Source organism: Pseudomonas sp. ChxA, from assembly GCF_030263855.1.
Taxonomy (GTDB): Bacteria; Pseudomonadota; Gammaproteobacteria; order Pseudomonadales; family Pseudomonadaceae; genus Aquipseudomonas; species Aquipseudomonas fluorescens_CB.
In genome coordinates this window covers 1,107,435-1,121,532 of record NZ_JARPMK010000002.1, presented here as the reverse complement: position 1 = coordinate 1,121,532, position 14,098 = coordinate 1,107,435, and the positions used below count along the sequence as shown (strand labels likewise).

Sequence of the window (14,098 nt, the reverse complement as noted above, 5' to 3'; positions counted from 1 at the left end):
TTAGTGATCGCTCCCACGCTCTGCGTCACGCTCTTGAAAGTGGACGCGGAGCGTCCTGAGATGTATTCCCACGCAGAGCGTGGGAACGATCCTTATCCTGTATTAAAGGATGTACTTCGTACCTGTGGCGAGGGAGCTTGCTCCCGTTGGACTGCGCAGCAGTCCGATTTTTGGGGCCGCTGCGCAGCCCAGCGGGAGCAAGCTCCCTCGCCACAAGGGGGAACTATACTCAGTTGCTCGACAGCCGATCGCCCCTGGCGAACTTCCAGGTGCGGATGATTTCCAGGCGGTCGATGTCGTTGAGGTCGCCGGTAAACGGCGCGAAAGGCGCAGCCAGGCGCACGATGCGCTGGGCGGCCTGGTCCAGCAGCGGCTGGCCGGACGACTCCAGCACCTGCACTTCATAAAGCGAGCCGTCGCGGTTGATCGACACCAGAAGACGCAAATTGCCGTAAATCTGCTGACGCCGCGCTTCATCCGGGTAGTTGAGGTTGCCGATGCGCTCGACCTTCTTGCGCCACTCGTCTTTATACCAGGCGCCTTTGTCACGCATGGTCGACGCGGCGTTGAGGCGATAGATGCGCGGGCGCTTGGCATACAGCTGTTGCTCATTGGCCAGCTCCGCTTCCAGGCTGGAGATCTGGTCGGAGAGCTGCGAACTGTCGAACGTCGGGGCGGGCTTCACCGGCTCAGGCGTCGGTTCGGTCTTGGCTTTTTCGCGCTGGGTCGCAGCTTTTTGCGGTTTGGGCGCGACGGTGGTCACGGCAGCCTTGGGCGCGGCCTGCTTGACCTCGGGCTTGGGTGCGGGTGGCGGCGTGACTTTATTGACCTTGTTGTCCTGGAAAGGCGCCACTTCGGTGGTCTTGGGCACGGCTTTCTTGTCGAGGGTGCCGCTGCCTTGCTGGTTGTCCTGGGCAAGAAAATCAGCCTTTTCGGGCTTCTTTTCGCTCTTGAACGTGGCAAGGGTGATTTCCAGGGTTTTGGTGATCTGCTTGGGTTCGACGTAGGTGAAGCCCAGGCCGAGCAGTAGGGCGAGGTGGATCAAGGCGGCCAGGAACAGGGTAAATCCGAGCCGATCAGCCGGGCGCACGCCGCTGTGGGAGAGTTCGTAGGGCAGATCGGACGGGAGTGTCATGACAAAAAAAACCAACATCGCGCGTTTCACAGGTGGCGCATGATAACGCAATGTTGGTTGATGTCCGGCTGTTCTATGTCACTTGGCTTGTAGCTTGCGTTCAATGGCCGCCATCAGCATTTCGCCGATGTTCGTGCCAAATGCGTTGTCAATCTCGCGAATACAGGTCGGGCTGGTGACGTTGATTTCGGTGAGGTTCTCACCAATTACGTCTAGTCCTACAAATAGCAGGCCTTTTTCCCGCAGGGTTGGGCCAACCTGAGAGGCGATCCACCGGTCTTTGTCCGACAACGGGCGTGCCTCACCACGACCACCGGCCGCCAGGTTGCCACGGGTCTCGCCGGCTGCCGGAATACGCGCCAGGCAGTAATCCACCGGCTCGCCGTCGATCATCAGGATGCGTTTGTCGCCATCCTTGATCGCCGGAATATAAGCCTGGCCCATGATCTGCTGGGTGCCCAGCGCGGTCAGGGTTTCCAGGATCACCGACAGGTTCGGGTCACCGGCGCGGTGACGGAAGATCGACGTGCCGCCCATGCCATCCAGCGGCTTGAGGATCACATCACCGTGTTTGGCGGCGAATTCACGCAGCACGTCGGCGCGGCGGCTGACCACGGTCGGCGGCGTGCACTGCGGGAACAGCGTGGCGAACAGCTTTTCATTGCAGTCGCGCAGGCTTTGCGGCTTGTTGACGATCAGCACACCGGCGCGCTCGGCCTGCTCCAGCAGGTAAGTGGAGTAGACGAACTCCATGTCGAACGGCGGGTCTTTGCGCATCAGGATCACGTCCAGATCGCTCAGCGGGCTGTCGATCTCGTCCGCCAGTTCGAACCACTTCTCAGGGTTGGCAAACACCTGCAGCGGGCGCATGCGCGCGCGGGCCTCGCCGTCGCCCTGGTAAAGATCGCGCTGCTCCATATAGAACAACGTCCAGCCGCGGGCCTGGGCGGCCAGGAGCATGGCCAGCGAGCTGTCCTTTTTATAGGAAATGCTGGCGATAGGGTCCATGACAATGCCGACGCGAACGCTCATGGGGGATTTCCTCTAGCAAATTAGGGCGCATAAAAGTGGCGTCAGAGTGGCGCTGCGGCTGTTGTGGGTCAAGGAAAAACCACCTGGCCGGTTGCTCGATAGATTGCGCCCGGAGACTGTGCTAAAAAGACTGCCACGGCGCAGCAGCCCTTGAATTCCAAGGCTTGCGGCGCTCATCCTGTGCAACATCAGGCAGTACACACCGAAAACCGATTCGCTGTGGCGATGGTAGAGCAGATATGGAACAGCATTCCAACGCCTTGAGAGTGATGGTGATCGACGATTCAAAAACGATCCGCCGTACCGCCGAGACGCTGTTGAAGAACGTGGGCTGCGATGTGATCACGGCCATCGACGGTTTCGATGCCCTGGCCCGGATTGTTGATCATCACCCGCACATTATCTTTGTCGACATCATGATGCCGCGTCTGGATGGCTATCAGACCTGCGCCCTGGTGAAGAACAATCCGGCGTTCAAGTCGATCCCGGTGATCATGCTGTCGTCCAAAGACGGCCTGTTCGACAAGGCCAAGGGGCGCATCGTGGGTGTCGATCAGTTTTTGACCAAGCCTTTCAGCAAGGAAGAACTGCTGGGCGCAATCAAGGCTTACGTGCCTGGGTTCGCCGCAGTAGAACAAGCACACTGACGCCGCCTCACAAGGGCCGGCGCCGACCAATGTAGTGGGGAAAACCATGGCACGCGTTCTGATCGTCGACGATTCGCCGACTGAAATGTACAAACTCACCGGCATGCTCGAAAAGCACGGCCACGTGGTGCTCAAGGCCGAAAACGGCGCGGACGGCGTGGCCCTGGCCCGTCAGGAAAAACCCGACGCCGTGCTGATGGACATCGTGATGCCGGGCCTCAACGGCTTCCAGGCTACCCGCCAGCTGTCCAAGGAGCCGGAAACCAACGGCATTCCGATCATCATCATCACCACCAAGGACCAGGAAACCGACAAAATCTGGGGCGCGCGCCAGGGTGCCAAGGATTACCTGACCAAGCCTGTGGACGAAGACACCCTGATCGCCACCTTGAACAAGGTATTGGCCGGCTAAAGGCTCGCGATCATGACCGAGTCGCAAACCGCCTTCGAGCTGCTGCTGGACATCGACCGCCGCTGCCGCCTGCTGGCCGCCGACCTGCCGTCTCAGGAAGCCCGCCTGCAACGCTGGAGCGGGATCGGCTTTCGTCTGGGGCCACACTGGTACGTGGCGCCGATGGGCGAAGTCGCCGAAGTGCTGCATGAGCCGCGTTGCACCTTGATGCCCGGCGTCAAGCCGTGGGTCAAGGGCGTGGCCAACCTGCGCGGGCGTTTGCTGCCGGTGATGGACCTGGGCGGTTTTCTCGGCCTGGAACTGTCCAAGGCACGCAAGCAGCGGCGGGTGCTGGTGGTCGAATACAACGACCTGTTTGTCGGGCTGCTGGTAGACGAGGTGGTAGGCATGCAGCATTTCGCACAAGACGCATTGTTGGTGAGCACTGCTCCAGCCGCGCCGTTTATCCAGGGCGAGTTCGACAGCGATCAGTTGTGGCAAGTCTTCAGCCCCTTCGCTCTGACCCAGGCCCCAGGCTTCATGGATGTTGCCGCATGACCACTGTCACCACGCCCAAACCCCAGGCCGCGTCGCGCAGCCGTTCGCAGATCATCGTGCTGTTTATTGCGTTGATCGTGTTCATCATGCTGTTGTTCGCCAACTTCGCGTACCTCAACACCCAGTCCACCTATGACAAGCAGTACATCGGCCACGCCGGTGAGCTGCGCGTGCTGTCGCAGCGCATCGCCAAGAACGCCACCGAGGCCGCTGCCGGCAAGGCCGCCGCGTTCAAATTGCTGGGCGATGCGCGCAACGACTTTGCCCAGCGCTGGGGCTACCTGAAAAAAGGCGATATCGAGACCGGCCTGCCGGCCGCGCCCAACGCGGTACGCGCGGAAATGCGCGCGGTGCAAACCGACTGGGAAGCGCTGCTGAAAAACACCGACGCGATCCTCGCCAGCGAGCAAACCGTGCTGTCCCTGCATCAAGTGGCCGCGACCCTCGCCGAAACCGTGCCGCAATTGCAGATGGAATCGGAAAAGGTCGTCGATATCCTGCTGCAACGCGGCGCACCGGCCAGTCAGGTGGCCTTGGCCCAGCGCCAGTCGTTGTTGGCCGAACGTATTCTCGGCGCGGTCAACACCGTGCTGGCAGGCGACGAAACCGCTGTACAAGCCGCCGATGCTTTTGGCCGCGATGCCAGCCGCTTCGGTGTGGTGCTCAACGGTATGCTCAATGGCAACCCGGGCTTGCGCATTACCCAGGTCGAAGACCATGACGCCCGCGCGCGGCTGGCGGAAATTTCGGAGCTGTTCGAGTTTGTCTCCGGCTCCGTGGATGAAATCCTCGAAACCTCGCCGCAACTGTTCCAGGTACGGGCCTCGGCAAGCAATATCTTCAACCTGTCGCAAACCCTGCTCGATGAAGCCTCGCACCTGGCCACCGGGTTTGAAAACCTCGCCAGCGGGCGCAGTTTCGACACCATTGGTGGCTACGTGCTGGGTTTGCTGGCGCTGGCCTCGATCATTCTGATTGGCCTGGTGATGGTGCGCGAAACCAACCGCCAATTGCATGAAACCGCCGAGAAGAACGAGCGCAATCAGAACGCGATCATGCGCCTGCTGGATGAAATCGAAGACCTGGCCGACGGCGACCTCACCGTAACCGCCTCGGTCACCGAGGACTTCACCGGCACCATTGCGGATTCCATCAACTACTCCGTGGACCAACTGCGCGATCTGGTCGCCACCATCAACCTCACTGCCGGTCAAGTGGCCGGTGCGGTGCAGGACACCCAGGCCACCGCCATGCACCTGGCACAGGCTTCGGAGCATCAAGCCCAGCAGATCGCTGAAGCCTCCACGGCGATCAATCAGATGGCGCAATCTATCGATCAAGTGTCGGCCAACGCTGCCGAATCTTCGGCCGTGGCGGAACGCTCGGTGGAAATCGCCAACAAGGGTAACGAGGTGGTGCACAACACCATCCATGGCATGGACAACATCCGCGAACAGATCCAGGACACCGCCAAGCGCATCAAACGCCTGGGCGAATCTTCCCAGGAGATTGGCGACATCGTCAGCCTGATCGACGACATTGCCGACCAGACCAACATCCTCGCCCTCAACGCCGCCATCCAGGCGAGCATGGCCGGTGACGCCGGGCGCGGTTTTGCGGTGGTGGCCGATGAGGTGCAAAGGCTGGCCGAGCGCTCATCCGCCGCCACCCGGCAAATCGAAACCCTGGTGCGCGCGATTCAGGCCGACACCAATGAAGCGGTTATCTCCATGGAGCAAACCACCACCGAAGTGGTGCGCGGCGCGCGGCTGGCCCAGGACGCGGGCGTGGCGCTGGAAGAGATCGAAGGCGTGTCGAAAACCCTGGCGGCATTGATTCAGAGCATCTCGAATGCGGCGCAGCAACAGACCTCGTCGGCGGGGCAAATTTCGCTGACGATGAATGTGATTCAGCAGATCACCACGCAGACCTCGTCAGGCTCCACGGCTACGGCGGAGAGCATTGGCAACCTGGCAAAAATGGCCAGCCAGTTGCGCCGGTCGGTGTCGGGTTTCACCCTGCCACCGCCTAAAAAGGTCGAAGATTGAAATGCTAGCTGGAAAACACCACAGTCCAAATGTGGGAGCTGGCTTGCCTGCGATAGCGGTGGGTCAGTTGCACAGGTATCAACTGACAGTCCGCCATCGCAGGCAAGCCAGCTCCCACAGGTGATCTCCATTGTTCTTGGCAACACCAGCAACTCATAAATTTTAAGCGGAGCAGTTATGGTTGATCGGCACGACTACGTGGCCCTCGAATGGGTCAAGGGCGACATTGCCGAAACCCTGAAGCAGGCCCGTTCGGCGCTGGACGCGTTTGTCGAAACCCACGACAGCGACGCCATCGCCGAGTGCCTGGCCGCCATCCACCAAGTGCATGGTGCGCTGCAAATGGTCGAGTTTTACGGCGCAGCCCTGCTCGCCGAAGAAATCGAAGAACTGACCCTGGCCCTGCAAGCCGAGCGCGTCGGCCAGCGCGATGAAAGCATCCGTCTGCTGCAACAAGCCCTCAGTCAATTGCCGTTGTATCTGGACCGTGTACACAGCGCCCGCCGCGACCTGCCGCTGGTGGTGTTGCCGCTGCTCAATGACCTGCGCAGCGCGCGCGGCGAAAGCCTGTTGTCCGAGACCAGCCTGTTCAGCCCACAGCTCTTGTCGATTGCACCGTTGCCCGACGAAGCCCTGGCCCAGCGCGCAGTGCCAGAGCTGCACGAACAATTGCACCAGTGGCACAAATTGCTGCAACAAGCCTTGGCCGGCCTGCTGCGCGAAGATCATGGCCCGAGCAACCTGGAAGACATGGCGCGGGTGTTCGCGCGCCTCGAAGCGCTGTGCCAGGGCGCGCCGCTGTTGCCGTTGTGGCAAGTCACCTCGGCGCTGGTCGAAGGCATGCTCACCGGCGTGATCGCCAACAGCCCGGCGCTGCGCAGCTTGCTCAAGGCCAGCGACAAGCAACTCAAGCGTTTGCTGGTCCAGGGCATCGGCGGTATCAACCAGCCTGCGCCCGACGAACTGCTCAAGAGCCTGCTGTTTTATGTGGCCAAGGTCACCCGCCCGACGCCGCGCATGCAAAGTCTCAAGGAACGCTATGGCCTGGACGAAGCCTTGCCCGACAGTGCCGTGGTCGACGCCGAACGGGCGCGCCTGGCCGGGCCGGACCGCAATGCCATGGGCTCGGTACTCGGCGCATTGTGTGAGGAGTTGGTGCGGGTCAAGGAGCGCCTCGACTTGTTCGTGCGCAGCGACCGCCAACACACCGACGACCTGGATGCGCTGCTGGCGCCATTGCGGCAGATCGCCGATACCTTGGCGGTGCTGGGTTTCGGCCAGCCGCGCAAGGTGATCATCGACCAGCTCGCCGTGGTGTTGAGCCTGGTGCAAGGTCACCGCGAACCCAACGATGCCGTACTGATGGACGTCGCCGGCGCCTTGCTCTACGTCGAGTCCACGCTGGCCGGCATGGTCGGCACCGTTGAACCGGAAAGCCGCGAAGAAAGCCGCCTGCCCACCACCGACCTGACGCAGATTCACCAACTGGTGATCCGCGAATCCTGCCAGTGCCTGCGCCAGGCCAAAGAGCTGGTGATCGACTGCATCGAAGCCGACTGGGACCGCCAACGCCTGGAATCGCTGCCGGAGTTGCTCAGCCAGGTGCGCGGCGCCTTGGCGATGATTCCATTGCCACGCGCAGCGAGCCTGATGCGGGGTTGCACCGACTACGTCGACGAACAGCTGATGATCAACGACGCGCCACCGACCCAGGCGCAGCTGGCGCATTTTGCCGAGGTGATCAGCAGTCTTGAGTACTACCTCGAACGCATGCTCCAGGACCCTGACGCCGCGGGTGAGCGCGTGCTGGAACTGGCCACCCAAGGCTTGGCAGCGCTCGGTTACCTGCCCGCCGAAAAGCCCTGGCGCCAGGCGCTGGTTGCGCCGGATGGCGCATTGTCGGCCGACAGCACGCCGAGCCAGTCCCAGTTCGATGCCTTGGCCAGCCCGATCACGCGCCTGAACCCGCCGGCGCTGCATCGCCCCGGCAGTTTGCTGCCGCCGCCGGCCGATGAAGAACCTATCGACGATGAGCTGCGCGAAGTCTTCCTCGAAGAGACCGACGAAGTCCTCGACGTGCTGCACCGCCACCTGCCCAACAGCGCCGACAAAACCGCCCAGGGCGAAATGCGCCGGGCTTTTCACTCGCTCAAAGGCAGCGGCCGTATGGTCCGCGCCCTGGTGCTGGCTGAGCTGGCCTGGGCCGTGGAGAACCTGCTCAATCGCGTGCTCGAACGCAGCGTGGCCCTCGACCCCGACGTGCAACACGTACTGGATGAGGCGGTGGCCCTGCTGCCCGAATTGATCGCCGACTTCGCCACCGACGACCAACACCAGCGCGATGAAGTCGACGCCCTGGCCGCCCGTGCCCATGCCCTAGCCAGTGGCACCGCAACAGCCACCGCCGAGCCCCACGACCCGATGCTGCTGGAGATCTTCCGCAACGAAGCCCAGAGCCACCTGGAGAGCATCAACCACTTCCTGCAACAGGCCGCCGAGCATGTGCCGCTGCAAGTCAGCGATGAACTGCAACGCGCCCTGCACACCCTCAAAGGCAGTGCCTATATGGCGGGTGTGTTGCCGATTGCTGAACTGGCGCGGCCGCTGGATCACCTGACCCGTGAGTACAAGGCCCACCGCCTGCCGCTGGACCTGGACGAAGTGGAACTGCTGCTGGAGGCCGAAGGCTTGTTCCAGCGCGGCCTGCACCAACTGGACAGTGACCCGCTGGTGCCAATCAAGGGCGCGCCGGACCTGATCAGCCGCACCCAAAGCCTGCTCGACCAACAACTGCAAGCCCTGCTCGACGCGCCGAACACGGGCCTGCGCATCAAGTGTGACCCACAGTTGATCGCCAACTTCCTGGCCCAAGGCATGGACATCCTGCTCGACGCCGAAAGCCTGTTGCGCCGTTGGCAGCAGCACCCCGGCGAACGTCAGGAACTCACCGCACTGCTGGACGAGTTGACCACCTTGGGCGAGGGTGCGCATATCGCCGATCTGCACAGCATCGACGAACTCTGCGAAGCCTTGCTTGACCTCTACGGGGCGGTGGAAGAGAGCAGCCTGGCGGTCAGCGAGAAGTTTTTTCACGAGGCCGAACAGGCCCATGACGCACTGATCAACATGCTCGACCAGTTGGCTGCGGGGCAGGAAATCAGCCCGGCGCCGACGCGGGTGCAGGCGCTGCGCGAATTGCTCGATGAAGCCCTCGACCCGTCAGCCACCGGGCTGATCAAAAGCGATGGCAGCCGTGCCCTCAGCATTGCTGAACTGGGCGCGGCCACGGCGCGATTGAGTCAGGACACGGCGATGGACGATGAGATCGTCGAGATCTTCCTCGAAGAAGCCGTGGACATCCTCGACAGCGCCGGGCAGTCGCTCAAGCGTTGGCTGCTGGAGCCCGACAGCGCCGCGCCGTTGTCTTCATTGCAGCGAGACTTGCACACCCTCAAGGGTGGCGCGCGCATGGCCGAAATCGGCCCGATTGGCGACTTGGCCCATGAGTTGGAAGGCCTCTACGAAGGCTTGGTGGACCGCCGTTACAGTTACTCCACCGAGTTGTCCCAAGTGTTGATGGCCAGCCACGAGCGGCTGGCCTTGCAGCTGGATCAACTGCAAGACCAGCAACCCTTGAGCGACTCCAGCGACTTGGTCGCGCAACTGCGCGAGTTGCGCCACAGCAGCACGCCCACGGCCGCGGCCACAGCACCCGAAGTGGCGACAGCCGACCCCGAGTTGCTGGAAATTTTCCTCGAAGAAGCCGCCGATATTCTCGACAGCTCCGGCAGCGCGCTGGTGCGTTGGCAGGCCGAGCCGAGCAATCGCCAGGAAGTGGAAACCCTGCTGCGCGACCTGCACACCCTCAAGGGCGGCGCGCGCATGGTTGAGATCGGGCCGATTGGCGATCTGGCCCATGAGTTGGAGTTTCTCTACGAAGGGCTGTCGGCTGGTTTGCTGGCGCCGTCGCCGGAGTTGTTTTCGCTGCTGCAAGGTTGCCACGACCGCTTGGCGCAGATGATCGACGCCGTGGCGGACGGTTTGCCGGTGGGCTCGGTCGACAAGCTGATCAAGCGGATCAAAAGCCTGGTACACCCGAGTGATGAGGCGCCGGCGCCGGTTGCACTGCCCGCCGGCAAGGCCGAAGCGGCTGTCGACCCGGCAGCGGACATGGTGAAAATCTCCGCCGATTTGCTCGATGATCTGGTCAACCTGGCCGGTGAAACCTCGATCTTCCGGGGACGTATCGAACAGCAGGTCAACGATGCGCGCACCGCCCTCAACGAGGTCGAAACTACCATCGAGCGCATGCGCGACCAATTGCGCCGCCTCGACACCGAAACCCAGGGCCGTATCCTCAGCCGCCAGCAAGCCGAGGCCGAGCGCCTGGGTTACGAAGAGTTTGACCCGCTGGAAATGGACCGCCATTCGCAGTTGCAGCAACTGTCCCGTGCGCTGTCCGAGTCCGCTTCCGACCTACTGGACCTCAAGGAAACCCTCGACCGCCGCAACCAGGATGCGCACAACCTGTTGCAGCAACAGGCGCGCATCAACACCGAGTTGCAAGAAGGCCTGATGCGCACGCGCATGGTGCCGTTTGAACGCATGCTGCCGCGCCTCAAGCGCATCGTGCGGCAGGTGGCAGAGGAATTGGGCAAGGACGTGGAGTTTGTGGTCGGCAATGCCGAAGGCGAGATGGACCGCAACGTGCTGGAACGTATGGTTGCGCCGCTGGAACACATGCTGCGCAACGCCGTCGACCATGGCCTGGAGTCCCGCGAAGCACGTGTGCTGGCGGGCAAGCCGGAGAAGGGTCGTATCACCCTGGACCTGACCCACGAAGGCGGCGATATCGTGTTCGACATGCGCGACGACGGCGCCGGCGTGCCGCTGGACGCGGTGCGGCGCAAGGCGATCAAGCGCGGCCTGCTCGGCCCTCATCAAGAGATCAGCGACCGTGACGTGTTGCAGTTCATCCTGCAACCGGGCTTCTCGACGGCGGAAAAGATCACCCAGATTTCCGGGCGCGGCGTGGGCATGGACGTGGTGCACGAAGAAGTGCGCCAGCTTGGCGGCTCGATGGTGATTGACTCCACGCCCGGCGCGGGCGTGCACTTTCGTATTCGCCTGCCGTTTACCGTGTCGGTCAACCGGGCGCTGATGGTGCAGTGCGCGGACGATCAATATGCGATCCCGCTCAACACCATCGAAGGCCTGGTGCGTGTGCTGCCCCACGAGCTGGCCGGGCACTATCAGCAAGACCCGCCGCGTTATGAATATGGCGGCCAGCGTTACGAATTGTTCTACCTTGGCGACTTGCTGCATACCGTCAGCCGCCCGAAATTGCTCGGTCAATACCAGCCGGTGCCGATGCTGCTGGTGCAATACAACGAACGGCGCGTGGCGGTGCATGTGGATGCCATGGTCGGTACGCGGGAGATTGTGGTGAAAGGCCTGGGGCCGCAGTTTGCGGGCGTGCAGGGCTTGTCCGGCGCGACCATCCTCGGTGATGGCCGCGTGGTGCTGATCATCGATCTGCTCGCACACATCCGTGCACGCCAACCGGCCTTGCCGGCCCAGGCGATCGACGCGCCGCTGATCCTCAACGACCCGCTGAAAAAGCGCCCGCTGCTGGTGCTGGTGGTGGACGATTCGGTCACCGTGCGCAAAGTTACCAGCCGACTGTTGGAGCGCAACGGCATGAACGTACTCACCGCCAAAGACGGCATCGACGCCATCGCCGTACTCGAAGAACACACCCCGGACCTGATGCTGCTCGACATCGAAATGCCGCGCATGGACGGCTTCGAAGTGGCGATCCAGGTGCGCAACGACCCGCGCCTGATGCGCCTGCCGATCATCATGATCACCTCGCGCACCGGCCAGAAACACCGCGACCGCGCCATGGCCATCGGCGTCAACGACTACCTCGGCAAGCCGTACCAGGAGTCGGTGCTGCTGGAAAGCATCGCCTACTGGAGCAAGTCACATGCTTGACCACCGCACCAGCCAACTCACCGGCCTGCTGCTGCCCTTGGCCGACCGCCACTTGGTGCTGCCCAATGTGGCCGTGGCCGAGCTGATCGACTTCCAGCGCGGCGAACCGGCCAGCGACGCGCCGCCGTGGTACCTGCGGCAAGTGACCTGGCGCGACCGGCAAATACCCTTGATCAGCTTTGAAGCGGTGTGCGGCGAAGCGATTTTGACCGCCGAGCGCTCGCGCATCGTGGTGCTGAACGCGCTGGGCGGGCGGCCGACGTTGAAGTTTATTGCGCTGGTGATCCAAGGCATTCCCCGCTCGTACAAGCTCGACAGCGAACTGAGCTACGTAGACGTGCCACTGTGCCCGCTGGAACTCGCGGCGGTGCAGGTGGGCGAGCACGTGGCGAAGGTGCCGGATTTGATGGGGTTGGAAGCGTTGTTGGTCGAGTCCGGCCTGGCCTGACCGCGATGATCGTTCCCACGCTCCGCGTGGGAATGCATCCCGTGACGCCCCGCGTCACTCTTTTGAGCCTTGCACTGCCTGGCGGGACGCGGAGCGTCCCAGGCGGCATTCCCACGCAGAGCGTGGGAACGATCGAAACTGAGTTTTTATCGTTTTCAACGCGAATAGTGTATTTATTATCAAATTCAAGTGAGCTTTAGCGTTTTAAGAGGTCACGAAATTATCTTTTTCGCCTACTATCCCCTGATAGTTATCATTTTTTAGCGTTCGTTAGAGGATTCGATAATGTCAGTAGGCTTCCAGGCGCTCGCCGACCGCCACAGTATCGCGCTTGCACAACCGCTGCGCGTCGAGTCGGTAATCGGTACGACACGCATGAGCCGTGAGAGCGATGGACATGTCGAACGCAGGTATCCCGCCAGTTACCAGCCGACTGACGACTTCGCGGGACATTTCGAATTTGGGCTGAAGTACGAAGAAATTCATCTCGAATTTTTTGCCCGTCTGTTTGCGGCTATCGGCCCTGAGCCTATCGAAGCCTGGTGCCGGCAAGCCCCCTTTGGTCAATACGCCCGCCGCACTGGGTTTCTATACGAGTGGCTGACCGGACAGCGCCTGGATGTGCCAGATGTCACCAATGGTGGTTACGTCGATGCCATATCCGCACAGCAATACCTGACCCGTGTTGAGCCAATGCGGGTGCGGCGCTGGCGCATCAACAATAATCTTCCCGGTGTCGCAGCGTTCTGCCCTGTTGTCCGTCGTACTGAATTCGTTCAAGAGGCGCTGCAATTTGACTTGGGTGCGGCCCTGCGCGAGCTGAACCAAACCTTTGGTATCGACATCCTGATGCGCACGGCCAGTTGGCTGACTCTCAAGGAGTCGCGTGCCAGCTTTTTGATCGAGAAGGAAGCGGACAAAGCCGACAGGATCCAGCGCTTTGCCCATGTGATCGCCAAGTATTGCGGCCATATCGAGGAGCCGTTGAGCAGCGACAGCTTGCACACGTTACAAGCCGGTATTTTGGGGGATGAGGCACTGGGGCTTGGCCTGCGACACTCTCCAGTCTTCGTCGGGCAGGCGACCATGCGCGAGGACATCGTGCACTACATCGCGCCGCCATTTGAGGTGCTACCGCAACTGCTTGATGGCCTGAAAGCATTTGAGCTGGCTACACGCGGTGCCGAGCCACTGGCCAGGGCTGCAGCCATTGCCTTCGCATTTGTATATATCCACCCCATGCGGGACGGCAACGGACGGATCCATCGCTTCCTGATCAACGATACCTTGATCCGTGACAAGGCAGTGCCAGCCGGCGTAATCCTGCCGGTATCGGCCACTATCACGAGTTCGATTGAATTCCGGGCGCGATACGATCAAACGCTGGAGGTGTTTTCGCGGCCATTTATGCAACGCTACGCAGCGTCCTATCGTTTTGGAAAAGTTGCTGTCTACGAAGATGGCACCTCAAGCAATCTAGTTTTCGATGACTACGCCGACGCGCAGTTCGCATGGCGCTATCCCGATTTGACCGAGCACGTCCTGTACACGGCGCAGGTCGTGACGCATACGGTACGCACCGAGATGGCAGATGAGGCGCGTGTGCTGGTTATCTTTCAATGTGCCCAGGAGCGGCTCAAAGAAGTGCTGGAAATGCCTGATCAGGACGCGAGCCGAATCATTCGCTCTCTAAAGGAAAATGGCTGGCAGGTATCAGGGAAATTGAAGAAAACGTATCCGCAGTTGGACGATGCAGACCGCGCAGATCGTGTTGTGGAAGCCGTACGATCCGCATTTGAAGAGCGAGAAGAGGGGAGCAGCGAGGAGTGATCGAGGTGGATG

Annotated in this window: 9 protein-coding genes; 7 read left to right on the top strand and 2 right to left on the bottom strand. The window is 61.5% G+C overall.

Annotated features, from left to right (window positions below; translation table 11 throughout):
• Positions 1 to 229: 229 nt before the first annotated feature.
• Positions 230 to 1,135, bottom strand: coding sequence for an energy transducer TonB (locus tag P5706_RS30900; RefSeq protein ID WP_200430434.1), 906 nt, complete (start codon positions 1,133 to 1,135; stop codon positions 230 to 232).
• A gap of 78 nt (positions 1,136 to 1,213) precedes the next feature.
• Positions 1,214 to 2,167, bottom strand: a complete 954-nt coding sequence (gene gshB / locus P5706_RS30895) for a glutathione synthase (RefSeq protein WP_099550340.1) — start codon at positions 2,165 to 2,167, stop codon at positions 1,214 to 1,216.
• A 239-nt stretch (positions 2,168 to 2,406) separates the two neighbouring features.
• Here gshB and pilG point away from each other — a divergent pair, with 239 nt between their 5' ends.
• From pilG to P5706_RS30860, 7 genes are all read left to right on the top strand, one after another.
• Positions 2,407 to 2,814: a twitching motility response regulator PilG gene (gene pilG, locus P5706_RS30890; protein WP_010564379.1), complete on the top strand. Its 408-nt coding sequence runs from the start codon at positions 2,407 to 2,409 to the stop codon at positions 2,812 to 2,814.
• 46 nt (positions 2,815 to 2,860) lie between these two features.
• Positions 2,861 to 3,226 (top strand): twitching motility response regulator PilH, encoded by a 366-nt coding sequence (gene pilH, locus P5706_RS30885; protein ID WP_017139442.1) that lies wholly within the window; start codon positions 2,861 to 2,863, stop codon positions 3,224 to 3,226.
• Positions 3,227 to 3,238: 12 nt separating this feature from the next.
• A complete protein-coding gene (locus P5706_RS30880) occupies positions 3,239 to 3,763 on the top strand; it encodes a chemotaxis protein CheW (protein WP_285684153.1) in 525 nt (174 codons plus the stop codon).
• The gene (locus P5706_RS30875; RefSeq protein ID WP_200430433.1) at positions 3,760 to 5,811 is read left to right on the top strand and encodes a methyl-accepting chemotaxis protein; all 2,052 of its coding nucleotides are present in this window, start codon (positions 3,760 to 3,762) and stop codon (positions 5,809 to 5,811) included. Before P5706_RS30880 ends, P5706_RS30875 begins: the two co-directional genes overlap by 4 nt.
• Before the next feature lie 177 nt (positions 5,812 to 5,988).
• On the top strand, positions 5,989 to 11,808 hold the full coding sequence (locus P5706_RS30870; RefSeq protein ID WP_285684150.1) for a hybrid sensor histidine kinase/response regulator: 5,820 nt from the start codon (positions 5,989 to 5,991) through the stop codon (positions 11,806 to 11,808).
• Positions 11,801 to 12,256 carry a chemotaxis protein CheW gene (locus P5706_RS30865; protein ID WP_065912199.1) on the top strand — a complete coding sequence of 152 codons (456 nt, stop codon included), beginning with the start codon at positions 11,801 to 11,803 and terminating at the stop codon, positions 12,254 to 12,256. The genes P5706_RS30870 and P5706_RS30865 overlap by 8 nt, the downstream gene beginning before the upstream one ends.
• A gap of 285 nt (positions 12,257 to 12,541) precedes the next feature.
• Positions 12,542 to 14,086, top strand: a complete 1,545-nt coding sequence (locus P5706_RS30860) for a Fic family protein (RefSeq protein ID WP_285684147.1) — start codon at positions 12,542 to 12,544, stop codon at positions 14,084 to 14,086.
• The last annotated feature ends 12 nt before the right edge of the window (positions 14,087 to 14,098 follow it).